The organism is Sporosarcina sp. FA9, assembly GCF_051550205.1.
Classification (GTDB): domain Bacteria; phylum Bacillota; class Bacilli; order Bacillales_A; family Planococcaceae; genus Sporosarcina.
On the sequence record NZ_CP188819.1, the window covers coordinates 1,268,480 to 1,291,401 of the forward strand.

22 protein-coding genes and 1 pseudogene are annotated in these 22,922 nt (G+C 38.0%); 19 read left to right on the forward strand and 4 right to left on the reverse strand.

All coding sequences use genetic code 11. The annotated features are described in order from the left end of the window. Positions 1–274: 274 nt before the first annotated feature. Both ACP8HH_RS06160 and ACP8HH_RS06165 read right to left on the reverse strand, forming a co-directional pair. Positions 275–586 carry a hypothetical protein gene (locus tag ACP8HH_RS06160; RefSeq protein ID WP_438317320.1) on the reverse strand — a complete coding sequence of 104 codons (312 nt, stop codon included), beginning with the start codon at positions 584–586 and terminating at the stop codon, positions 275–277. Positions 587–785: 199 nt separating this feature from the next. Continuing rightward, entirely contained in the window at positions 786–1,121 is a 336-nt protein-coding gene (locus ACP8HH_RS06165; RefSeq protein WP_438317323.1) for a nucleoside triphosphate pyrophosphohydrolase, read from the reverse strand. 343 nt (positions 1,122–1,464) lie between these two features. Between ACP8HH_RS06165 and ACP8HH_RS06170 the strand changes: the two genes are divergently transcribed. The 4 genes and pseudogenes from ACP8HH_RS06170 to ACP8HH_RS06185 all read left to right on the forward strand — a co-directional run bounded on the left by ACP8HH_RS06170 (position 1,465) and on the right by ACP8HH_RS06185 (position 5,541). Further along, a complete protein-coding gene (locus tag ACP8HH_RS06170) occupies positions 1,465–2,283 on the forward strand; it encodes a Fic family protein (RefSeq protein WP_438317326.1) in 819 nt (272 codons plus the stop codon). 462 nt (positions 2,284–2,745) lie between these two features. Further along, positions 2,746–3,738, forward strand: coding sequence for a hypothetical protein (locus tag ACP8HH_RS06175; RefSeq protein ID WP_438317329.1), 993 nt, complete (start codon positions 2,746–2,748; stop codon positions 3,736–3,738). 170 nt (positions 3,739–3,908) lie between these two features. Beyond that, positions 3,909–4,862, forward strand: coding sequence for a UV DNA damage repair endonuclease UvsE (uvsE, locus tag ACP8HH_RS06180; protein ID WP_438317332.1), 954 nt, complete (start codon positions 3,909–3,911; stop codon positions 4,860–4,862). 72 nt (positions 4,863–4,934) lie between these two features. Then, positions 4,935–5,541: pseudogene (locus ACP8HH_RS06185) on the forward strand (hypothetical protein). Between the two features lie 59 nt (positions 5,542–5,600). Here ACP8HH_RS06185 and ACP8HH_RS06190 read toward each other — a convergent pair. Then, positions 5,601–5,822 (reverse strand): hypothetical protein, encoded by a 222-nt coding sequence (locus ACP8HH_RS06190; RefSeq protein WP_438317334.1) that lies wholly within the window; start codon positions 5,820–5,822, stop codon positions 5,601–5,603. A 248-nt stretch (positions 5,823–6,070) separates the two neighbouring features. Here ACP8HH_RS06190 and ACP8HH_RS06195 point away from each other — a divergent pair, with 248 nt between their 5' ends. The 6 genes from ACP8HH_RS06195 to ACP8HH_RS06220 all read left to right on the forward strand — a co-directional run bounded on the left by ACP8HH_RS06195 (position 6,071) and on the right by ACP8HH_RS06220 (position 11,503). After that, a complete protein-coding gene (locus ACP8HH_RS06195; protein WP_438317337.1) occupies positions 6,071–6,913 on the forward strand; it encodes a chemotaxis protein in 843 nt (280 codons plus the stop codon). Between the two features lie 184 nt (positions 6,914–7,097). Beyond that, on the forward strand, positions 7,098–8,168 hold the full coding sequence (locus tag ACP8HH_RS06200; protein WP_438317340.1) for an extracellular solute-binding protein: 1,071 nt from the start codon (positions 7,098–7,100) through the stop codon (positions 8,166–8,168). 68 nt (positions 8,169–8,236) lie between these two features. Beyond that, complete coding sequence (locus ACP8HH_RS06205; protein ID WP_438317343.1) at positions 8,237–9,868, forward strand: ABC transporter permease; 1,632 nt, start codon at positions 8,237–8,239, stop codon at positions 9,866–9,868. A 1-nt stretch (position 9,869) separates the two neighbouring features. Further along, entirely contained in the window at positions 9,870–10,610 is a 741-nt protein-coding gene (locus tag ACP8HH_RS06210; RefSeq protein ID WP_438317346.1) for an ABC transporter ATP-binding protein, read from the forward strand. A gap of 321 nt (positions 10,611–10,931) precedes the next feature. After that, the gene (locus ACP8HH_RS06215) at positions 10,932–11,159 is read left to right on the forward strand and encodes an AbrB/MazE/SpoVT family DNA-binding domain-containing protein (RefSeq protein WP_438317349.1); all 228 of its coding nucleotides are present in this window, start codon (positions 10,932–10,934) and stop codon (positions 11,157–11,159) included. A 26-nt stretch (positions 11,160–11,185) separates the two neighbouring features. After that, positions 11,186–11,503: a type II toxin-antitoxin system PemK/MazF family toxin gene (locus ACP8HH_RS06220; protein ID WP_438317352.1), complete on the forward strand. Its 318-nt coding sequence runs from the start codon at positions 11,186–11,188 to the stop codon at positions 11,501–11,503. Between the two features lie 107 nt (positions 11,504–11,610). Here the strand turns inward: ACP8HH_RS06220 and ACP8HH_RS06225 are convergent, their stop codons facing one another. Next, positions 11,611–12,417, reverse strand: a complete 807-nt coding sequence (locus ACP8HH_RS06225; protein ID WP_438317355.1) for a YitT family protein — start codon at positions 12,415–12,417, stop codon at positions 11,611–11,613. Between the two features lie 566 nt (positions 12,418–12,983). Here ACP8HH_RS06225 and ACP8HH_RS06230 point away from each other — a divergent pair. The 9 genes from ACP8HH_RS06230 to ACP8HH_RS06270 all read left to right on the forward strand — a co-directional run bounded on the left by ACP8HH_RS06230 (position 12,984) and on the right by ACP8HH_RS06270 (position 22,921). After that, positions 12,984–15,590, forward strand: coding sequence for a cation-translocating P-type ATPase (locus ACP8HH_RS06230; protein WP_438317358.1), 2,607 nt, complete (start codon positions 12,984–12,986; stop codon positions 15,588–15,590). Positions 15,591–15,935: 345 nt separating this feature from the next. Beyond that, the gene (locus tag ACP8HH_RS06235; RefSeq protein ID WP_438317361.1) at positions 15,936–16,520 is read left to right on the forward strand and encodes a TetR/AcrR family transcriptional regulator; all 585 of its coding nucleotides are present in this window, start codon (positions 15,936–15,938) and stop codon (positions 16,518–16,520) included. Between the two features lie 25 nt (positions 16,521–16,545). Then, positions 16,546–17,715 carry an acyl-CoA dehydrogenase family protein gene (locus ACP8HH_RS06240; RefSeq protein ID WP_438317364.1) on the forward strand — a complete coding sequence of 390 codons (1,170 nt, stop codon included), beginning with the start codon at positions 16,546–16,548 and terminating at the stop codon, positions 17,713–17,715. Positions 17,716–17,737: 22 nt separating this feature from the next. Next, positions 17,738–18,508 carry a 3-hydroxyacyl-CoA dehydrogenase gene (locus tag ACP8HH_RS06245; protein WP_438317367.1) on the forward strand — a complete coding sequence of 257 codons (771 nt, stop codon included), beginning with the start codon at positions 17,738–17,740 and terminating at the stop codon, positions 18,506–18,508. Positions 18,509–18,562: 54 nt separating this feature from the next. Then, on the forward strand, positions 18,563–19,711 hold the full coding sequence (locus tag ACP8HH_RS06250; RefSeq protein WP_438317370.1) for a thiolase family protein: 1,149 nt from the start codon (positions 18,563–18,565) through the stop codon (positions 19,709–19,711). Between the two features lie 94 nt (positions 19,712–19,805). Beyond that, a complete protein-coding gene (locus ACP8HH_RS06255; RefSeq protein WP_438317373.1) occupies positions 19,806–21,320 on the forward strand; it encodes a long-chain-fatty-acid--CoA ligase in 1,515 nt (504 codons plus the stop codon). Positions 21,321–21,640: 320 nt separating this feature from the next. Continuing rightward, positions 21,641–21,907: a hypothetical protein gene (locus ACP8HH_RS06260; RefSeq protein ID WP_438317376.1), complete on the forward strand. Its 267-nt coding sequence runs from the start codon at positions 21,641–21,643 to the stop codon at positions 21,905–21,907. A gap of 48 nt (positions 21,908–21,955) precedes the next feature. Beyond that, positions 21,956–22,366: a carboxymuconolactone decarboxylase family protein gene (locus ACP8HH_RS06265; protein ID WP_438317379.1), complete on the forward strand. Its 411-nt coding sequence runs from the start codon at positions 21,956–21,958 to the stop codon at positions 22,364–22,366. Positions 22,367–22,417: 51 nt separating this feature from the next. Then, on the forward strand, positions 22,418–22,921 hold the full coding sequence (locus ACP8HH_RS06270) for a GNAT family N-acetyltransferase (protein WP_438317381.1): 504 nt from the start codon (positions 22,418–22,420) through the stop codon (positions 22,919–22,921). Position 22,922 lies beyond the last annotated feature (1 nt).

The following is a 22,922-nucleotide window of genomic DNA, read 5'->3' on the forward strand; positions in this document are numbered from 1 at the left end:
TCCATTCAAGGGACTATGCGCTCTAGTCTGAACAAGGACTTCCTGACTTCAAAGTTATCCATACACAGGTACCCGAAATTAATGGGGAGAAAACATATAAACGCATTCCAATTAATAACTTAATTAGCGTATGTATTAAACAATGGATTAACAGTAGAAAAAGCAAAAGAAAAACGCACAGATAATGGTCTGTGCGTTTTTGCTTGCCATATTTTCTTGTTAAGGTTTGTGTATTAATTGCTCCATAATGCTCCAATCGCACCCGATTGGAGCATTATGGAGCAAAAGGAATTTTACCAGTAAACAACAAGATAGTAGTTATCATCCAAAACACAAAGAAAGAAGAAGAAAGAATCAATGAAATAATTGGGATTATATTTTTCTCCGTTTTTTTAACTAAGCAAACGACTGACAATATGATACCTGCACCAGTGAGGAAAAATGTTATATAATCACCAATTAAATAACCAACGCTTGCTATTCTTGTAGGTTCTACGAAAACAATAAGGAAACAAACAACACCTATAATTAGAGAAATGTAGCTAACTACACTATGTTTCTTGGGCAAATTAGTTTCTTTTGTCAAAAAACACACCCCCTTCAATAATTTTCTGGTTATTGGTTACACGTTCCACTTCGTAAAAAGTTGCAATACGCCTTTCCGATCATCTGGTCCGTTTGTTGAATAAACTGTTTATTTGTAATCTATTCTAGCACAAAATCTCTTGTTCCCTTTAAGGTTTTCATTTATTACCCCGATTAAGTTAGAGGTAATTAGTCTAATTTCAGTCATCTAGTACTTCAATCAGAAAAATACGCTCATCAAATCCACCGCGTTTTTCAGCTTTATCTTCCCGTATTTTTTCCAACTCTTCAATCGTCGTATCATAAACCGAAGCCGCTGCATGAATAAGCTCTAACAAATCAGCAAGTTCTTCAATTGCATCTTCCGAATTCTCGTTTAACACAGCTTCTTCATACTCAGCTAATTCCTCATGCATTTTTTTATTAATTTCAATTAAGTATTCATCATCTGATAATATCCGAGAAGTTAATCTTTTGTCAGACTTTGCAATGATTTCAGGGATACGATCACGGACTAGTTTGTTGTAGATCGGCATTGTCTCATCTCCTTGTGTGAATCTTCTAGTTAATTGTAGCACTTCTCTTATTGACTGTCTTTTACCTTTTTAAGAATTCATTAGTTGATAAGAATGGATAACTGCGCAAGAAGGAAGGGAGTTCCGGTTGTAAATAACTGATTAAAACTCAATAAAGGTTAAATTAATAATAATATAGAATTTTTATAGAAAAAGTTGTTTTGTGATAACTGGAATATGATAGAATTGAGCCATTAGAATCAACTCAGTGAATATTCAAAGCAAGAATATAGAAGATGCACTTGTACCTTCAGAATTTTAATAATGGTATAATTAAAATATAGAAATAAGGGGGTTGGTGTAAATGAGCCACTTAATCGAAAAGTTGACATATGAATATTTAGAGGATGTTTTGGTTCGTTTGGCACATCATTCAAGTGCAATTGAAGGTAATACAATCACGTTACCAGAAACAGTGACAATCATACTGAATGATACGCTACCCAATAACGCAAACATAACGAGACGAGAATTTTACGAAGTAGATAATCACCAACAAGCATTTGAGTACCTTGTGCATTCAATAGAAAATAATAAATCTTTATCAGTATCTATCATAAAAGAGATACATGAAAAATTAACGGATCGACTGCAACATGATAAAGGGCAATTTAAAACTGAGGATAATTATATAAAAGGGGTAGAATTCTCGACGGGATCACCTGAACAAGTACCACAATTAATGGATCAGTTAATTGGAAATTTGAATTATCGTCTGGAAGAAGCTAAGACAAAAGATGATTTATTAAAAATTATCTTAGAAACTCATATCCAGTTTGAAAAAATTCATCCCTTTTCTGATGGAAATGGAAGAACAGGTAGGATGATTATGAACTATTCATTACTGGAAAACAATTTACCACCTTTAATTATAAAGAAGGAAGTAAAAAATGAGTACATGCGGTTATTAGGTGAAGCGCAAATAAAAGAGTTTCCTGATCCGCAGGATATTGAAAACTTTGTTGCTTTTGCAAAACCGATTATGGAAGAAGAAGAAAAAAGAATGGTGTCATTTGCAAATAAAGAATCAAAGCAAGTCAAAACAATTATCGAAACCAAAGATGAAGAAGATAGAAGAATTAAGCTTATGAATAAGAACTTTAAAAGTGATCAGAAGCGATAAAATAAAAAAGTTTTACAGGTGTCGATAAACCAAATTAAAAGTTATCTTTTTCGATGAATTTTCGATATACATTGGGTTTTGATAAAATGAAAGTATATTCTTAATGTTATTAAGTCACTGTTCTACTGGTGAAAGTCGTTATACTTTATGCACACGCAGAAAGAGATTCGGCATAATTCTTTGAACCTTTGTATTCCTTTTTTATGGAAAAGTTAGGTAGACGTTGTTGACGTCATTAATTGCTTTAGCATATAAAAGAGTATACTTACACATTTTGCGTGATATATATATTAAAACCGATTTTTCCAATTCAGGAGAAGTCGGTTTTTATGTATATACAATTGGTTGAATTGTTTGTCGTTGTTTCTTGCACAGGTACCCCGAAATTAGATATCTTTTTTTTACGTTTGTATTTTAACGTCTGTTTGTTATGGTGTTGTAAGGATGGTTATGGGGGAAATTATGACAAATATTAAAGAATTAGCTGGGCTATTAGTTTTAGGATTATTTTTCAGCCTTTTCACTTGGATAATGATCGATGCCTATCTAGATGAGTACAATTTAACTTCAATTCGATCAGCAGAAGCGACAGTCATTGAAAAAACAGCAAGCAAAGGGTTATTCACCCCTCCTACCTATTTTGTTTGGGTCGAACTTACCGGCGGAGAAGAGATTAAAAATCGCAACCGTGTCTCCAAAAGTCAGATAGAGAACCTTGAAATTGGAGATACGATTAAAGGATATTTGACTGGCGCTACAACTTTTTCGACACTGCGCGATATCCTCATTGATGGCCTCAATTACTTGATTGCTATTTTTGTTTTTGCGTTTATCGCCTTCTGTTTATTCGTGGCCTTTTTCTTCTCCATTCCCGCTTTGGAGCGTTTAGAAAAGAACGTATCTTCTAAGCGATTTGAAAAAAGGAGAAGAAAAAGGAAAAAGAAGCGAAAGAATAAAGTAGATTCAAGACAAAGGGCTTGGAGAAATGCAGGTATTGTCATTGTAATTTTTCTATTCATTGCCAAGAATTTTGTAGTGAACCTGATTCGAACAGTGCAGCCATTCGGAAAGACAAAAACGGAAGCTACTGTCGTTGACCGATTCGAGTATACGACCTATCGGAAATACGAAGACTCGATTCGGGAATTAACCATCTCTTATAAAGATCATGCGGGCAGAACGATTGAAATGGCCAAAGACGTAACCGGGCACACCTATCCGCAATATGGCATAGGGGACAAACTACCGATTAGCTATCGAAATGCCGATTCGTATGATGTGTTTGTTCGAGGGAATTCTATATGGGATTATCTTCTATTATTTACATACACGGAATTGCTTGTTTATCTTGGTTTGATTGCTGTGAGTGCATTCGTTATTTGGGCTATTCTTGAGGATCATAAAGACAAAAAAAGGTTTTGGCAAAAGTTTAAAAGGAAGGGCGACAAAAAGTAAGGTAGGCAAATGAATTGGATGTGGACATGCCGGTTTAGCCATGCATGTCTTTTTTGAATTTTGCATACCTATTTTTTTGTCGCATAGGCATCTTTCAATTATCGTATCTAAAAAGTAATTTAGGGAACGATATCTAGTACTTATGGTACCCGGGATAAGGAGAAAAGTCGATGAAGATTCGTTTTGGATATGTAGCCAATGCTTTAGGATTGTGGGATGCAAGCCCTTCTAAAACATTAACTTTTACTCGCTATAAAACACTTTCTAAAAGCGAACGAATGGAAAAGCTCAAATCTGTAACAGCCCAAAACTTACAAAATGCGAAACGAATTTTATATTATAATATCGCTCATGAAATAGCACTATACCGGTTTTCAAGTACGATCGTTCCCTTGGCAACCCATCCGGAAGCAATGTGGGACTTCGTTACTCCGTTCAAAATCGAGTGGGAAGAATTGGGCCAGCTAATTCAACAGTTCAATATACGACCAAGTTTTCATCCAAACCAATTCACACTTTTTACAAGTCCGCGGGAAGAAGTAACTAGGAATGCAGTGGTGAATATGAAATACCATTATAAAATGCTTGAAGTAATGAATGCACTTGAAAATGGTATTATTAATATCCATATTGGCGGTGCATATGGGGATAAAGAAAGTGCTTTGAAGCGTTTCCATGAAAATCTTAAAACGTTACCCGTAAAAATAAAAAAACAAATGTCGCTTGAAAATGATGATAAAACCTACAATGTAGAAGAAACACTTATTGTTTGTGAAAAAGAAAATATCCCTATGGTTCTCGATTATCACCATTATATGGCGAATGTTGGGGAGGTTATTCTCTCAGATTATTTACCGCGCATATTTAATACATGGTCAAGCGTTTCTTTAGTACCAAAAGTCCATCTTTCTTCACCAAAAACAGATCAAGCATTTCGTTCCCATGCCGATTTTGTATCTTTTGATTTTATCTTCCCTTTCTTGAAAATGGCAAAGGAGCTTGATCGGGACTTTGATATTATGATTGAAGCAAAGCAAAAGAATCTTGCTATGTTGAAACTTATTGAAGAAGTAGCTTCTATCCGGGGTGTCAAACGCATCTCAGGTTCAGTATTGGAATGGTAGTCGAAGATTGAATCCATAATTACGTGTGATTGGGGTGGAAAAATAACAATTGTTCGTTTAGGGTATGTGGCAATGAGTATGAAATTGAAAAACGCATCTCCCTCCCAAACCATGACATTTGCACAATTTCAAAAGATTAAAGATAGGGAAGCTGCTATTCGCAAGTTGGAGCGTATTTCGCATTCAAATTTAGACAATACGCTAAGAATACTAAGGCATAATGCAGCGTCCGAAATTAACTTTTATCGTTTAACTTCACGGATAGTCCCTCTGGCCAACCATACTGAACTTCTTGATTGGTATTATCTGAGACCCTTGCAAAAACAATTGCGAGAAATTGGAGATTTTGCTCAAGAACACGAAATGAGAATTGATTTTCACCCAGATCAGTTTGTCCTCATTAATTCCATGAAGAAAGAGGTCCTTAAAAAGTTCCCTTCAAACAATAAAGATGCATATTTCAAGTCCGAAAAGTGAAAAAGAATACCGGCATCATGCAGATTTTATTGACATCGAACTGTTTTTTAATTTCTTAAATGGAATAAAGGGCGGTATTCCACAAATTGATTGTATGATTGAAGCGAAAAGAAAAGACGAAGCCTTATTTCGTTTAATGGAAGAGATTAAAGCTAGAGATGATGTGGAAGTCATTGATGGTTCTACGTTTCATTTATGGTAAGTATTTCTTGTATGGGTACCCTTTTTTGAATTGTCACAATGCACGAAGTCAATAGAAAGTCATTTTCTTTTCAACCCAATACTCCTTAAATTTATCTTGCTCTTTTCAACTATTTTTTCAAACTCGACAAACACAAAATATTTATTTTCTCCCATCTGTTCAACACTTATCACTTTTCCGTTACGACCTTTAATCCTCACTCTTTCATCCACCGCAGGTATTTGCCGTAATGCTACATTGAGTAGTTCGGTTTTGTTTTCAATATAATGAATGGCATACATTTTCTAATCCCCTTTTTTAAAATGAACGTTAGTATACATTCATTTTATGAAGATGATTGGGATTTAGAACGTAGTTAAGAGACCTTGTTTGGTAGTTGTCCAATATTATTTACTCAAGTTTTGGGCATCTGTGCAAGAAACTTTCATGATAGTTCAAAAAAATATGATTGTTTGTCGAACAGGTACCCTTTAATATGCTATATCGAATACTATGTAATGTGGCTAAAAACTTAATTGGGAGGAGTAAAGTGTATAAAAAGCTAGCAGTAGCTATTATTCATGGAATCGGTGAGCAGACGGAAGAATATGCCAAGAAGACGATCGCAATGATTGACAGGAAATTCGCTAATAAATTGAAGTGTTTTGTTGAAGAACCTTCCTCATATTTGATTATTAAACCAATTTTATGGTCGAAAAACTTTTCGGAAAGACAACAAATCTTGTTTGAAGAAACAGTTATTGTCAACCGTTTAAGATATAAAATTCCGCGAAATTTCGTTATTAAATATGTGGGGGATCTTATTGCGTATCAACCTGTAGAGACAGCGGGCCATAATTACGAGAAGGTCCATGAGACGATTGGTAATGGTCTTAAAGTTCTCGCTGAAGATGCCGGAAAGGATGCCCCTTTATGTGTCATTTCACATAGTTTGGGTTCTGTCATTGCAAGTAACTATTTCTATGATTTACAAATGAAAAAAAGGAATGCACGTGCATTGTCGCCCTTGGAAAAAGGGGATACCTTAACTTTATATTATACGCTGGGAACAACATTGCCCCTTTGGAGTTTACGTTATTATAATTTTAACCGCCCTATAAATATTCCATCTAAAGAGCTAAATAATTATTATCCTGGTTTAAAAGGGGAGTGGATCAATTTTTATGCTACAGATGATATTTTAGGCTATCCTTTAAAAAATGTAAGTGAAAATTATGACGCAGCTGTCGATGAAGATAGAAAGGTTAATGTTGGGGGCTTATTTACAAGCTGGAATCCACTATCTCATATCAGATATTTTACAGATAAAGATGTTATTGATCCGATTGTAGACGGTTTGGTTCGAACTTGGCGACAAATAAATAATATATAAGTTCAATTTTGGGTACCTGTGTGACAAATGGGTTTGTTTGTCACACAGGTACCCTTTATCAGCCTGAAGATTATCTGAATACCTACATATATTTTTTATTGACTTCCATTGAATCTCGGTATATATTGTTAATGAGATTGAGAATCATTTTCAATCAAAAATAAACGTTTGGAGATGGAAGTATATGAAGAAGAGTTTGATTTTGCTTGTTGTTGCCATTATGCTCGTACTTGCTGCATGTGGAAGTACAACTAAAAAGGAAAGTGGCACTGATAAAGATGCAGATGCTAATAAATCCGGGAAATCGGAAGTGAATTTGTATACAAGTCGTCATTATGATGTTGATAATGAATTATATAAGAAGTTTGAAACAGAAACAGGCATAAAAGTTAACATCATTAAAGACGAAGCAGATGTACTAATCGAACGAATCAAACGTGAAGGAACTGCAACGAAAGCAGATTTATTACTAACAGCCGATGTTGGTAGACTTTACCGTGCGAAAGAAGAAGGACTACTTCAAACCGTGTCAAGTGACATATTATCGAAACAAATACCTGGAAATTTACGTGATGTTGACGATATGTGGGTTGGTTTGACGAAGCGTGCGAGAATTATAGTGTATAATAAAGATAAGGTCAAACCAGAAGAGCTTTCCACTTACGAAGCGCTGACAGAAGACAAGTGGAAGAGCCGTGTTCTCGTCCGGTCATCTGAAAGTGTCTATAACCAGTCACTTCTTGCTTCGTTCATTGAGATCAATGGTGAAGAGAAAGCAAAAGAGTGGGCACAAGGTATTGTCAATAACTTTGCCCAAAATCCTGGAGGCGGAGATCGAGATCAGGCGAAAGCAATCGCTGCAGGTATCGGTGACGTCGCAATTATGAACTCTTACTATTTCGGTCAAATGCTTAATTCCGCAGAACCGGAAGAAGTGAAAGTAGCAGAGAACCTTGGTGTCTTCTTCCCGAACCAAGAAACAACTGGCACACATGTAAATATTAGTGGAGCCGGAGTCATCAAAGATTCGAAAAACGCGGAAAACGCACTTAAATTACTTGAATTCCTCACTGGAGAAGAAGCACAAAAAGAATTTGCCTCTGCAAATTATGAATTCCCGGTGAATAAAGATGTAGAACCTTCAGAACTCCTTAAATCATGGGGGGACTTTAAAGAACAAGATATTCCATTATCGACCCTCGGAGAAAATAACGCGAAAGCGATTATTATTTTTAACGAAGTCGGCTGGAAATAAAAGTCGAACCCCCTTCCGTAGTTTGGGTAGGGGGGTTGTTGCGAAAAAGGTAAAGGATGGGTTTTGTCATGAACAAGCATTTAGCTAATGTAAACGGGTGGACGATTTCTGCAGTACTCATCATCATCTTGCTGTTTTTACCAAATGTGTCGATTGTATTAGGCATTTTTTCACCAGCAAGTGAAAATTGGGCGCATATTAAGGAATTCATGCTTCTTAACTATATAAAATCGTCGCTCACACTCGTTTTTTTTACAGCGCTGTTCACGATTGCGATTGGACTCAGTCTTGCTTGGCTTATTGCCCAATATAATTTTCCGCTTAGGAACTTTATGAAGTGGGCGCTAATTCTTCCTTTATCGATTCCACCTTTCATTGGTGCTTATACTTATCACGGCATCATTAATTACACGGGTGTCATTCAAAAGACACTTCGTAACCAGTTCGATATCACACCGAATCCAGTCTATTTTGATATTATGACTCTCCCGGGTGCAATCTTCATTTATACTTTGTTTCTCTATCCATACGTATATATGATTACGAGAATCTTTCTTTCCCACCAATCTGCTTCCTTAATTGAAAGTGCACGTACGCTAGGGAAGGGTCCATTGACAATCTTTTTTAGAGTTGTGATCCCGATTTCCCGTGTTTCCATAATTGGCGGGGCGAGTCTAGTAGTGTTGGAAGTTTTGAACGATTACGGGGTAGTGAAGTATTTCGGAATTCAGACGTTTAGTACAGCTATTTTTCAAACATGGTTTGGGCTTGGGGATTTGGAGTCATCCATTAAACTAGCTGCATCTCTTATGGGAATCGTTATTTTCATTCTAATAATTGAACGTTTACTGCGTGGTGGCAAACAATATAGTTATTCTACGACAAAGGTTAGACCACTTCCCCTCGTAAAATTAACCGGGAGGAAAGCGGTATTTGCGACGTTGTACACAGTTGTTATTTTTAGTGTGGCGTTTCTCATTCCAATCCTTCAGTTAATTGACTGGGTTATTCTTACGTTCGGAGAAGTACCAATGCAGGATGTATTACTCTATACGAAAAACTCTGTTATCGTCGCAGGTCTTGGTGCCTTCCTTATAATTGTATTTTCATTGGTTGTCGGTAACTTTAGCCGAGTTGTCAATCACAAGTTTGCGAAAGTATTGCCGAAGTTGACGGTCCTTGGTTATTCGATACCCGGGGCAGTTATAGCAGTGGCGGTTATTACAACATTCATTGCGCTTGACCGGTTCTTCGCGCCAGTCTATCAATTCTTTGGAATAGATTCAGAACTCGTCTTGAGCGTTAGTCTGTTCATGCTTATAAGCGCCTATATCATCCGGTTTTTTGCGATTGGTTATAATTCGATTGAATCAGGTTTCGATAAAATCGGAACGGATTTCCGTGATGCATCGCGTATGCTCGGAGCAAACAGCCTTCGGACATTTTTCAAGATAGATGTTCCGATGATGAAGAGCGCTATTATTAGTGGATTTATCCTTGTATTTGTTGATATACTGAAAGAAATTCCGTTAACTTTAATTTTAAGGCCGTTTAATTACGATACATTAGCCACAAAGGCCTTTCAATATGCAAGTGATGAAAAGATTATGGAAGCATCTCAAGCTTCATTACTAATTGTAGGTGTGAGCACGATTGCGATCTTTGTTTTCCATAAGTTACTCAGAGAGGAGCCAGAATAATATGTTTATGGATATTAAAAATTTGCAGTTCTCATATCCGAATTCTCCCTTAAAAACGGTTGATAATTTTTCCTTCACAGTGGAAAAAGGGGAAGTTATTTCAATACTTGGCCGCAGCGGAAGTGGGAAAAGTACACTTCTACGCTTAATTGCGGGACTAGAAATGCCTGCAGGAGGTTCATTTACTCTGAACGGCAAGAAGATGTTTTGTGACCAGACTTTCCTCCAACCGGAAAAACGGGGAATCGGTATGGTTTTTCAGGACTATGCACTTTTCCCGCATATGAGCGTTATGGACAATGTTCTATTCGGGCTCTCGAAAATGAGTAGGAAAGACAAAAATAAACGTGCGCAAGAAGTGCTTGAACTCGTTGAACTTACAGGATTTGAAAAACGTTATCCTCACCAATTAAGTGGGGGGCAGCAGCAACGGGTTGCACTTGCACGGGCAATGGCTCCGGAACCTGAACTGATTCTTCTTGATGAACCATTCAGTAACCTAGACATGGATTTACAAGTGAAAATTCGTGGCGATCTTCGACGGATTTTAAAGAAAGCAAAAACAACTGCTATTTTTGTCACACATAATCAAAACGATGCTCATGCACTCGCGGATCGCATCGTAAAAATTATAGACGGCAAGATAGACAGGATTGGACGTCCTTGTGACTTGTTGGGAGTATCACCCACAGAAATTCCTGGAATGGTTGAAATCACTTATGAAGAACTTATCGGTGTTTGACGATATAATTGAAACCATTAGAAAAAGCTTCATCTCATTTTAAGAGATGTTGCTTTTTTGTTTCAAAAAAAATCGAATAACAGAACTTTATTATGAATTATAAACATGACTATCAAATTCAACGAATTTTACGTATATGTGCAAGAAACTTTCATGAACGTTAAAACAAACTGGATTGTTTGTCGCATAGGTACCCTATATTATTTGAAATGAGAATAAATCATTCTGCCGGTGTATATACTTGGATATACAGGATTGAGGAAGGATGTAATAATGGATACAAGAAGAAATGATGAAGGGGTGATTCAGTAGGTTACTAAAGTGAGTCAATGGGGAAATAGTTTAGGTGTGCGTATTCCAAAGGCTGTGGCGGATAAGTTAGGCATAAAAGAGGGTTCCGAAATGAATCTGTCTTCTGATAATCACAAAATAACATTAGAACCCATAAAGAACAGTTATACACTTGAAGAATTGGTTTCACAAATAACAAACGAAAACAGACATTCATCAATGGACACGGGTGGACCGGTGGGGAATGAACTACTTTGAGTTACATTCCAGATAGGGGGGACTTGGTGACGCTAAATTTTAACCCACAAAAAGGGTTAGAACAAGTAGGGCACAGACCTGCAATTGTCATTTCTCCAAAAATATATAATCATGCTACGGGTCTTGTAATTGTATGTCCAATTACAAGCAAAATAAAAGGATATAGTTTTGAAGTAGCATTACCGGATACGCTTTCAATTAAGGGAGTCATTTTAGCGGATCAAATTAAAAGTATGGATATTGTAGCAAGAAACGTTATTTTGGAGGAGGCTTTTTCCGAAAAGATAGAATTGGAAAGTGTAATCTTGGAATGTCTTGCGAAGATAAAGACTTTAGTCCTTTGACGAATCTAGTTAGGGGTACGGGGTTGCGAAACAACTTATGTTGTTTCACAACCCCGTATTTTTTTTCATACACATTAATCCAAATTCCAATCAACGAAGTAGATTACCTAGTTCACATGAAACGTACCATCAACTTCAACTGTCTCATAAATATTAATAAAGGCATTTTCATCATGTTTGCGCACAATTTTTTTTACATGCAACGTCTCGTAACGTGTGACAACCATCATTAAGATGTCCTTTTTTTCTTTTGTAAAGCCACCATATCCTTCTGTTATCGTAATGCCCCGATAGATGGATCCAAGTAATTCTTCCCGGATTAAATCTCCTTTTGTAGTGACAATCTGCATCGTCAGTTTGACGTGATCCGTGAAAATCGTGTCGATCATTTTTCCTGTGATATAAATCGACAAAAGGGTGTATAACGCGAGTTCCCAGTTGAAGAAAAATCCTGACAGTAGAACAATGATGCCGTTCATTCCTGTTAGAAGAAGGCCAATACTGAATGAACTCGTGCGGGAAATAATAATGGCAATAATGTCCAAACCACCAGATGTTCCGGAGTACTTCAGGATTAGACCGACTCCGATGCCGCCAATGCCTCCACCGAACACTGTTGACAATAGGATATTGTCTGTAACAGCAACAATTGGCAATGCGAATAAAAAGAAGGAAACTGAAATGACACAAACCAATGTATTGATTGTGATTGTTTTACCTAGTTTGTAATAGCTCAAAATAATTAAAGGTAAGTTTAGAAGGAAATTGAGTAAACCGATATTAAACGGGGTCAGCAACCCGAGCAAAATTGCAATTCCACTAATCCCGCTACTTAATATTCCAAAAGGAACAAGGAAAAAGTTAAACGCAAATGCAATGATGAGTGAACCTATGACAACCATTAAGTTTTTCATAAACAGTGACTCTCCTTCTGATAAATATATATAAATAAAAACTCACCCCAAAACAAAGGGACGAGTTTGTGCTCACGATACCACTTCAATTTTAGTCTTGCCTTTTTAGAATGATTTTCGAAATTTAGTGATCCATCGAAAAAAAAGAAACGCCCATACTGATACTTTATCCCACAATAGAATTCAACAGCTAGATGCAAATTTAGCAAAGAAAAACGGGCATGTCAAGACTATTTGAGGTGGGATGTAGAAGTGAAATAGTTGGCACTATTTGGTGTAATTTAGTGTCGAGTATCTTTGCAAGTAACGAACATGAAATTTTAAACAAATAGGATGGTTATTCACTCAAGTATCTTTACTATTCAATTTCTATTTCGATTCTTATCATACAGCGATTGGACAAGGAATAGTATTGGTATAGGGTTTGGCTTGCAAAGGAGATTGATAATAAAATTGAAATTATTTCTATTCCAGTTCATTCACTACATATAAAAGAAAGGACGAGTCAATAGGGGTCTATTCGTTAGCATGATTGTCTACTAAATTCACACTGGAAGGGGAATGGGATGTCAGAATACCATCAGCAGTCATCCGTTGAAGTTATGAAGAACCTGGATGTGACTCACCAAGGATTGAATGATTATGACGTCCAACAGAGACAAGAAATATACGGTTATAATGAATTGGCGGAAGGGAAAAGGACAAGTACAATCGCTGTTTTCTTTGGACAATTCAAAGATTTATTAGTCATTATTTTACTAATAGCCGCTTTCATTTCATTTTTATTAGGTGAAGTAGAAAGTACGATTGTGATACTGATTGTCGTACTGTTAAACGCAATTCTGGGCACGGTACAGCATGTGAAGGCAGAACAATCATTGGAGAGTCTGAAAGCGTTGAGCACTCCAGTTGCCAAAGTGATGCGGAATAATCAGCTAGTAGAGATTCCTTCAGAAGATATCGTAGTTGGAGATCTCCTCTCTTTGGAGGCTGGCGATTATATAAGTGCGGATGGCAGATTAGTAGAAAGCAATAATTTGCATATCAATGAAAGTTCTCTGACAGGTGAATCTTTGGCCGTAGCGAAAAATACCGCACCAATCCAAGAAGATCATGTCCCCATTGCAGAGAAAAATAATATGGCTTTCACTGGAAGCTTTGTTACTAATGGACGTGGAATCATCATCGTAACAGCGATTGGAATGGAAACGGAAATCGGGAAAATCGCCAATTTACTAGATACTGCAAAAGAGAAGAAAACACCGCTTCAAGTAAGTCTCAATCAGTTTGGTGAAAAATTAGCTTTAGGGATTACGATGATTTGTGTAGCCATTTTCACGATCGATTTGTTCCGGGGTCGTGAGTTAGTCGAATCTTTTATGTTTGCCGTATCGCTTGCAGTTGCAGCCATTCCAGAAGCTTTGGGTTCAATTGTTACAATTGTACTGGCCTTTGGAACACAAAAAATGGCAAAGGAAAATGCCATTATCCGCAAGCTTTATGCTGTTGAAAGTTTGGGGAGTGTATCTGTTATTTGTTCAGATAAAACGGGCACATTAACGGAAAATAAAATGACCGTGCAACACGTCTATGTCGATCAGAAAGTCATTCCACATGATCAACTACAGACAGAATATGCAATTGAGAAAAACCTTATTGTAAAGGCACTATTATGCAATAACGCTTTGGCAAGGGATCAAAAAGAAATCGGCGACCCTACTGAAATTGCACTTGTGAAATTAGGTAAACAGTATAATCTTGACGAATTAATTATCAGGAAAAACTATCCTAGAATTGCTGAAATTCCATTCGATTCCGACAGAAAGCTAATGACTACAGTGCATCAGGTCAATAAGCAAACGATCATGATTACCAAGGGGGGAGTAGATGTTCTATTACCCAAGATTAAAAGAATAGAAACTTCTATAGGGATACTTACGGTTACGGACGAGCATCGTAAAAAGATTGAAAAAGTGAATCATGATTTTTCTGCGAATGGTTTAAGAGTACTCGCCATAGCTTATAAAGAGATACGGGCACATCAATCAATCAATATAAAAGACGAAAGTGATTTAATCTTTGTCGGATTAATAGCGATGATGGATCCACCAAGGAAAGAGTCAAAAGCAGCGGTTGAAAGCTGTATAAAAGCGGGCATTAAACCGGTTATGATAACCGGTGACCATAAAATAACAGCCACCGCGATTGCCAAACAAATTGGAATACTAAAGGATTCATCAGAAGTAATTGAAGGGTCCGAAATTGAAAGATTAACGGATCAGGAACTCCAAGAAAGGGTTCATGATCTTACTGTCTACGCGAGAGTAACACCTGAACATAAAATACGTATTGTTAAAGCTTGGCAGGAAAAAGGACATGTCGTTGCGATGACAGGGGATGGTGTCAATGATGGCCCAGCCTTAAAACAAGCCGATATTGGTGTGGCGATGGGGATAACCGGAACCGAAGTAGCGAAAGATGCTTCTTCAATGGTTTTAACGGATGATAATTTTTCAACGATTGTTTCAGCGATTGCGAATGGAAGAAGCATCTATTCGAATATTAAAAACGCCATTCTCTTCTTATTGTCAGGGAATGCAGGTGCTATTTTTGTTGTGCTATATGCAACAGTACTCGGTTTACCCCTTCCGTTTGCACCTGTGCATCTCTTATTTATTAACTTACTGACGGATAGTTTGCCGGCAATTGCAATCGGTTTAGAGCCGCATAATAAAAAAACGATGAAGGATAAACCAAGAGATATTCACACACCGTTATTAAATAAAAAAGTTACGACTCAAGTGGTGCTTGAAGGTTTATTAATCGCAATCTCTACGGTTATTGCTTTTAGAATCGGCCTGTCTACGGGAGATACGCTAACAGCCAGCACGATGGCATTTACAACCCTTTGTTTGTCCAGATTAATACATGGCTTCAATTCGAGATCTAAAGAATCAATCTTCGTAATTGGTGTATTTTCAAATATGTATACGTGGCTCGCATTTATCATCGGATTTGTATGTTTACATGTCGTATTATTTCATCCATCGCTTACGAGTATGTTTGAAATAGCACCATTAAGTTTGAGACAATTGGGTCTTATTTACGGCTTGTCCGTTATGCCATTTCTAGTGAATCAGTGGTATAAGGTGTTGTTTGTGAGGAGTAAGTGATGTTGGTGGGGAGATATTGTGTACTGAAAAAACCTTTCATTTCCCCTCCTGTTTTTTGTGAATACATGAAGAGGTTAGTTGCTATTTGGACCGCTGGCAAGGCTTTTTTTGTGTTTTACGTTATGTACTTTTATTTAGCCATACATATCTACGAATAGGAATGATTGAGAATCCATTGCTCGGTAAATACTGTGTCGTTTTGAATGAAGAGTCAAAATTCAAACAATGTTCAAAAAAACACTTGCAATAGATATTACTAGTTGGTAGAATTGCCTTAAGGTTCAATATTCAGATAGTTTAACAGTGTTTAAAATAGTTGTTAGTTTAATAAAAGGATGAGAAAAAATGAAACTATCGGAGAAGAAAACATTAGCTAAGAAAGAACAAATCTTACTATCTGCCATTACCATTGTGAACCGTAGAGGCTTTGACGGGGCGACGATGGAAGAGATTGCAGCGGAGTTGTTGATGACCAAAGGTTCTTTATATTACTACTTTAAAAGTAAAAGTGATTTGATGTATCAGTGTCATAACTTGGTGTTTTCCAAAGCCATGGAGGAACTGAAAAGCGAATTAGTAGATAAGGATTCAGCGGAAGAAATTATCCGAAACATGATTTCGATTCACATTGAATTTGCTATAGAAGAAAAAGAAACATTTAACATGTTAATTGAACCTAGCCATGTTTTTAGCGGTGAACAGCTGAGCAGAGTGCTTGAAGTACGAAAAGAGTACACAAGTATATTTGACGAAGCGATTGAAAAAGGCGTAGCTTCGGGTGATTTTAATGTAGGTGATCAGGTGATTGTAAGAATGATGATTATGGGTGCGATGAATTGGATTCAGCAATGGTATCAACCAGGTGGAAGATTTTCAAAAGAAGATGTGAAAAAACATTTCGGCGATTCTATTATGAAACTATTAAAGTAAAGATCTAATAGGGGGGGAGAATACTTTGAAGCCTGGAACAATCGATTTGCAACAAGAAAATGAACTATCCCTATTCCGTAAATCAGTACAGACATTTGCAAAAAAAGAAATTGAGCCAAACTATATGGAATGGGAAAAAGATAAAATGATTCCACGAGAGTTTTGGAAGAGGTTAGGAGAAGCGGGCTTATTATGTACGGATATTCCAGAGAAATACGGCGGCGTTGGGGCACCATTCATATATTCTGCTCTGATTATTGAAGAATTCTGCCGTTTAGGGTATGCAGCAGTTGGCGTCAATCTATCCGTACATTCAATTGTTGTCGCCCATTATATTTTGAACGCTGGAACGAATGAGCAGAAATTATACTATTTACCAAAAATGGCTTCAGGGGAATTAATAGGTGCAATTGCGATGACGGAACCAAATGCGGGAAGTGACCTACAAGGGATAAAAACGGTTGCCCATTACGATGAAGAACAATCGGCATATAGAGTTAGTGGTTCGAAAACGTTCGTGAGCAATGGCCAACTTTGTGATTTTGTCGTTGTCGTCGCTCAAACAGATATGACCGTATCCGCATCTAGGGGAACTTCTTTGTTCATTGTTGATATACCAACTGAAGGATTGAGTCGTGGGAAAAATCTTGAAAAGATTGGGCTTCAGTCATGCGATACGTCTGAAATGTTTTTGGAAGATGTTCTTATGCCATCCAGTTCCATTTTGGGGGGATTAAACAAAGGGTTCATTACGTTGATGATGGAGTTACCAAGAGAAAGGTTGATAGCAGCAATTGGTGCCCAGGCAGCGATGGAAGGTGTAATCGATTTGACGGTCACATATGTCAATGAACGCTCTGCTTTTGGTCAGCCCATAAGCGGTTTTCAAAATACGCGGTTTAAAATGGCGGAGATGGCAACGGAAGCTAGAGTAAACCGTGCATTTGTGAATGAATGTCTAGCACTTTTTGCAGCAGGTAAACTAGATACAGAAACAGCGAGCATGGCAAAACTATCTTGTTCGGAAGCTCAAGGGAGAATTGTTGATGGTTGTCTACAGCTATTCGGGGGCTATGGTTTCATGACAGAATACCCTGTTGCACGGGCTTTTGTGGATGCTAGAATTCAAAGAATTTACGGAGGTACTTCAGAGATAATGAAAGAAATTATTAGTCGAGGTATGTTCGGAAAATAAATCAAGAAGTTGAGGTGGGACAATGGATATTAAAGGGAAAGTTGCAGTTGTTACAGGGGGGGCATCTGGTTTAGGGCTTGAAACGGTTAAAGCATTGGTTAATAAGGGAGCCAAAGTTGTTATTTTTGATTTGAATAAGGCAGCGGGAAGTAAAGTTCGTGAAGAGTTTGGGGATGATGTCAGCTTCGCACTCGTGGATGTAACAGATAAAGCATCTGTTGAAGCAGGTATTGAGCGTGCAGTTGAAACTTTCGGAGCGATTCATATTTGTGTCAATTGTGCAGGAATTGCACCACCACAAAAGGTAATCGGACGCTCCGGGGCAATGCCGTTAGAAAACTTTGAAAAAGTCATAGATATTAATTTAAATGGAACGTTTAATGTACTTCGATTAGCGGCAGTTGAAATGGCGAAAAACGAACCTGTAACAGCAGATGGTGAACGGGGAATTATTATTAACACCGCTTCCATCGCTGCATTTGATGGGCAGATGGGACAGGCAGCATATGCCGCCAGTAAAGCAGGTGTTGCGGGAATGACGTTGCCAATCGCAAGAGATCTTTCATCACACGGGATTCGCATAAATACAATTGCACCTGGCCTCTTCCGGACGCCGATGGGTGCAGGTGTACCGGAACATATCATCGAGTCATTGGAAAGTATGGTCGAGTTCCCTAAACGTCTTGGGAATCCAGAAGAATATGCTTCCTTAGCGGTATTTTTGATTGAAAATGTTTACGTTAACGGAGAAGTTATTCGCTTAGACGGTGGAATTCGAATGGGGCCTCGTTAAGCTACTAAAGAAAAGTTAACTATATAAGGTATAAAAATAGGGAGTGGAACTAATATGACAGAAGTTGTAATTGTGGCTGGGGTTCGTACCGCAGTCGGACGAAGAAAAGGAATGTTTAAGAATTATCGACCAGATGAATTAGCGGCGGTTGTACTAGATGAACTCGTAAAAAGTGTTGGGGTTGATAAAAGTGAAGTTGAAGATATTATTTTAGGTTGCGTCACACAAGTTGGCGAACAGGCGAGTAATATTGCTAGAACTGCCGCACTAATTGCGGGATTTCCGATTCATGTACCAGGGGTAACAATTGATAGACAATGCGGTTCTAGCCAACAAGCGGTCCATTTTGCGTCACAGGCGATTGCTTCAGGTGATATGGACATCGTAATTGCGGGTGGTGTGGAAAGTATGACAAGGGTGCCGATGCTCTCGAACTTTGGAGATGCTCAACCGAGTCCGAAGTTGACGGAGAAATACGAGATTATAAACCAAGGTCTATCCTCTGAACGTATGGCTAAAAAATGGGGATTTACGCGCGGTGACTTAGATAGCTATTCGGTTAACAGTCATTTAAAAGCATTTGAAGCGATTAAAAAAGGTCATTTTGAAAATGAAATTATTCCTGTGGATGTGGCTCAAGAAGACGGTTCCCTACAAAGCTTTGCAGTTGATGAAGGTCCTCGTGAAGGAACGACGCTAGAAGTACTTGGGGGATTAAAAACTGTTTTTGATGAAAACGGAATCATCACTGCAGGGAATGCAAGTCAAATGAGTGATGGAGCATCGGCAGTACTATTGATGTCTCGTGAAAAAGCAGATGCACTCGGGATAAAGCCAAAAGTGCGTATTGTCGCGCGCAGTGTAGTCGGATCCGATCCTACACTTATGTTGACGGGCCCTATTGAAGCGACAAGGAAAGTGTTGGAAAAGTCGGGTCTTACGATTGAAGATATGGATACGTATGAAGTGAATGAGGCATTTGCACAAGTACCACTCGCTTGGCTGAAGGATGTCGGTGCGGACCCAGAAAAATTGAATCCAGACGGCGGGGCGATTGCGCTTGGACATCCACTCGGAGCGACAGGCACAAAACTCTTGGTCACTTTGATGAACAGAATGGAACGAAACGGAGACCGATACGGCCTGCTCGCAATTTGTGAGGGGATGGGTATGGCCAACGCAACAATAATAGAACGTATTTAAGTAGGGGAGAGTTATGGAAACAAACGGCTATCGTTTTACGGATTTTGTAGACTGAGTACTTCGTTACCTTAACTAGAAAAGGGGGAGTTAGAGGATGAATATCAGTACATCACTTACACTAAATGCCCACCGCCATCCGGATAAAATGGCGATTACATGTGAAGAAAGGGTTTATTCATATAAAGAGTTAAATGAGCATGTAAACCAATTTTCAAATGGACTACTAAAATTGGGTCATAAAAAAGGTGATAAAGTAGCTATTTTCATGAAGAATTCGGATCACTTTGTCATCGCCTTTTATGCCATCATCAAAGCAGGTTTTGTAGTTGTCCCAGTAAATTTTCGTTTATCCGCAATGGAAACTTCATATATATTGGAACAGTCGGATACAGTCGCGGTTATTTGCGACGCAGAGTTTGAAGAAGTCGTTACAAATTCTAAAAAAGGAATCGAACAAGTACAACATATAATCGTACATCCTGCCTCTATAAATGAAGAAAACATGTCTTGGAATCAGGTGAATAGCGAAGATCATACTGAGCCGGGTGTTGTCGTGTCAATTACGGACGATGCCGAGATATTATATACATCGGGGACGACAGGTAGACCAAAAGGTGCGTTGTTCGATCATCAGCGCATACTCACTGTGAATGTCGGCGTTATTATGGGGGTTGGAATGAAATCGAGTGATAGGATGGTTCACCTTGCACCCCTTTTCCATTCGGCCCAATTGAATTTATTTATCGTAACCGGTATAATGCTTGGCACATCAAATGTGATTCACCGTGATTTTAATCCGGTAAAGGTGCTTGAGGCGATTGAAGAACTTAAAGCAACTTTCTTTTTCGGCGTGCCCGTGATGTTCGGTGCACTGCTTCAAGTACCGAATTTAGAGCGCTATGATTTATCCTCTATTCAAACATGTATGTACGGGGCGGCTCCGATGGCTCCATCATTAATTGAAAAGTCGATAAAACTATTTGGTACCGATCAGTTTTACAATTTATGCGGTTTGACGGAAGCTGGCCCAGGTGGGGTTTATTTAAGACCTGATGAGCATAATAGTAAACTTGGTGCAGGCGGCAAAGCAATGTTTTTCACAAATGCTCGTGTCGTCAACGATAAAATGGAAGATGTTGAACCGGGTGGCATCGGTGAGTTTATCCTTAAAGGTGAAACAATCATGAAGGAGTATTACCGAAATCCTGAAGCAACGGGTGAAGCGTTTTCAGATGGCTGGTTATTAACAGGTGATCTTGCAAAAATTGACGAGGATGGATTTATTACTTTGGTAGACAGAAAAAAAGATATGATTATTTCAGGTGGAGAAAACATTTATTCGGTAGAAGTAGAACAAGTACTAAATGGTTTTCCAGGTGTTTTGGAAGCCGCGACGATTGGTGTGCCTGATGAAAAATGGGGAGAGATTGTATCAGCGATTATCGTACTAAAAAAGGGTGCAACGATAGATGAAAAAGGGCTTATTGACTATTGTCGGGAACATATTGCGGGATATAAAATACCGAAAAAGTTCATTTATGTAGATGTTCTTCCGAGAAATGCTTCGGGTAAGATTTTGAAGTATCAACTGAGAGAGTCTATTCAATAGCACAAAAAAAGCATCTTCCATCCTCGAATTTTCATTCGAGCAATACGAAGAAGCGATTGTGGCAAATATAAGTAGATAAAGACGTTGCTCAAAATCTAGGCGATTCAATTATCCTGGCGAATTAAACCTAGTTTACCAATAAATACAAAACGACCTTTAGCCACATGAAAAGGTCGTTTTCCTGTGGATTCATCTAGTTCGCGCGTCTGTGAAAGAAGCTATCGTGGTTGTTTGTCACATAGGTATCTTTTATTCATTAAGTGTTAAGAAAATTTCGTAGATGCTATACTTATATTAAAAGCTGGTAGGAGGTTTCTGGAATGATTGTGAATCGTGATGAATTAAAGAGTATGATTGATATAGTTCCTGAACAAGATGCACTTGAGTTATATAACTTTCTTGATTATTTAAATACGAAACGTGAAAAAAGACAATTGAGTTCTGATGAAGATTTACTTTCTGAAGATAAGTCGCTAATACATCAAATAATCAAAAGTAGGGAAGATCGTTTAGAAGGTAGGCTCTACACGCAAGAAAGTGGGTTAAGTTATTTAAGACAGAAACTGTTTATTGGAAAAGATGAATAATTGTTTGTTGCACAAGTGTACTTTATTCCAATAAAGGGGGATTTTAAAATGACAAAAGATCGTTATCAAAAAGGTTTAGACAAATTAATGGAACTTACTATACCAGACAGTGAGAATCCAACTGGCCATATGGATATTGGAGAGGGATTTAAAGATATCGCGCCAGATTTAAGTAAATATGTAGTTGAATTTGCTTTTGGAGATATTTATTCACGTCCGGGATTGGATAACAAGCAAAAAGTTCTTACAACCATTTCAGCCCTTGTTGCACAAGGAACACCGCAGATTGGTATGCATGTAAAAACAGGGCTAACAGTAGGATTAACACCGGAAGAAATTGTCGGTTGTATTATGCACCTAATCCCGTATACAGGATTTCCGCGTGCTCTAAATGCATTAAAAGCCGCACAAGAAGTGTTTGAAGAACGTGGTATAATCATTACAATGCCTGAGGATTGAATAGGTTCTCTATTGTAACGTTAGTTATAATAATTGAAAAGGGGAATGGGTATGCGATTGGTGAGACCATCCAACGAATGGAAAAAAGAACACGAAGATTACATGAATGAGTGGGATGAACCCCGGATGACTCCCAGTAGTTTTAATTTAACTGGGTACAAGAACTATGAAGCTTATTTAGAAGCACTGAAAATCCGTGAAAGCGGGGATGGAAAATGGGTGCCTAGCACGAACTATTTCTTGGTGGATGAAAATAATAGGGTGCTCGCAATGGTCGACATACGACATAATTTGACAGATTATTTACTTAATGTAGGCGGACATATCGGGTATGGTGTGAGGCCCATAGAAAGAAGAAAAGGCCATGCGACACGGATTCTTGCAGAGGCATTAAAGAAATGCAAGGAATTAGAAATTCACAAGGTGCTGGTAACTTGTAATGCTGACAATATTGGATCTGCAAAAACGATAGTGAAAAATAGGGGCGTTGAAGACAAAAGCTTTATCGAAGAAGATGGAACAGTTGTTCAACGTTTCTGGATAGAAAATATCTAGT

What these genes read in the sequence shown, in the direction of transcription:
- ACP8HH_RS06190 (WP_438317334.1), bottom strand. Translation starts at nt 5,822, where the DNA reads ATGTATGCCATTCATTATATTGAAAACAAAACCGAACTACTCAATGTA.
- ACP8HH_RS06255 (WP_438317373.1), top strand. Translation starts at nt 19,806, where the DNA reads ATGAATATCAGTACATCACTTACACTAAATGCCCACCGCCATCCGGAT.
- ACP8HH_RS06200 (WP_438317340.1), top strand. Translation starts at nt 7,098, where the DNA reads ATGAAGAAGAGTTTGATTTTGCTTGTTGTTGCCATTATGCTCGTACTT.
- ACP8HH_RS06270 (WP_438317381.1), top strand. Translation starts at nt 22,418, where the DNA reads ATGCGATTGGTGAGACCATCCAACGAATGGAAAAAAGAACACGAAGAT.
- ACP8HH_RS06170 (WP_438317326.1), top strand. Translation starts at nt 1,465, where the DNA reads ATGAGCCACTTAATCGAAAAGTTGACATATGAATATTTAGAGGATGTT.
- ACP8HH_RS06210 (WP_438317346.1), top strand. Translation starts at nt 9,870, where the DNA reads ATGTTTATGGATATTAAAAATTTGCAGTTCTCATATCCGAATTCTCCC.
- ACP8HH_RS06260 (WP_438317376.1), top strand. Translation starts at nt 21,641, where the DNA reads ATGATTGTGAATCGTGATGAATTAAAGAGTATGATTGATATAGTTCCT.
- ACP8HH_RS06265 (WP_438317379.1), top strand. Translation starts at nt 21,956, where the DNA reads ATGACAAAAGATCGTTATCAAAAAGGTTTAGACAAATTAATGGAACTT.
- ACP8HH_RS06250 (WP_438317370.1), top strand. Translation starts at nt 18,563, where the DNA reads ATGACAGAAGTTGTAATTGTGGCTGGGGTTCGTACCGCAGTCGGACGA.
- ACP8HH_RS06175 (WP_438317329.1), top strand. Translation starts at nt 2,746, where the DNA reads ATGACAAATATTAAAGAATTAGCTGGGCTATTAGTTTTAGGATTATTT.
- ACP8HH_RS06225 (WP_438317355.1), bottom strand. Translation starts at nt 12,417, where the DNA reads ATGAAAAACTTAATGGTTGTCATAGGTTCACTCATCATTGCATTTGCG.
- ACP8HH_RS06230 (WP_438317358.1), top strand. Translation starts at nt 12,984, where the DNA reads ATGTCAGAATACCATCAGCAGTCATCCGTTGAAGTTATGAAGAACCTG.
- ACP8HH_RS06245 (WP_438317367.1), top strand. Translation starts at nt 17,738, where the DNA reads ATGGATATTAAAGGGAAAGTTGCAGTTGTTACAGGGGGGGCATCTGGT.
- ACP8HH_RS06205 (WP_438317343.1), top strand. Translation starts at nt 8,237, where the DNA reads ATGAACAAGCATTTAGCTAATGTAAACGGGTGGACGATTTCTGCAGTA.
- uvsE (WP_438317332.1), top strand. Translation starts at nt 3,909, where the DNA reads ATGAAGATTCGTTTTGGATATGTAGCCAATGCTTTAGGATTGTGGGAT.
- ACP8HH_RS06165 (WP_438317323.1), bottom strand. Translation starts at nt 1,121, where the DNA reads ATGCCGATCTACAACAAACTAGTCCGTGATCGTATCCCTGAAATCATT.
- ACP8HH_RS06235 (WP_438317361.1), top strand. Translation starts at nt 15,936, where the DNA reads ATGAAACTATCGGAGAAGAAAACATTAGCTAAGAAAGAACAAATCTTA.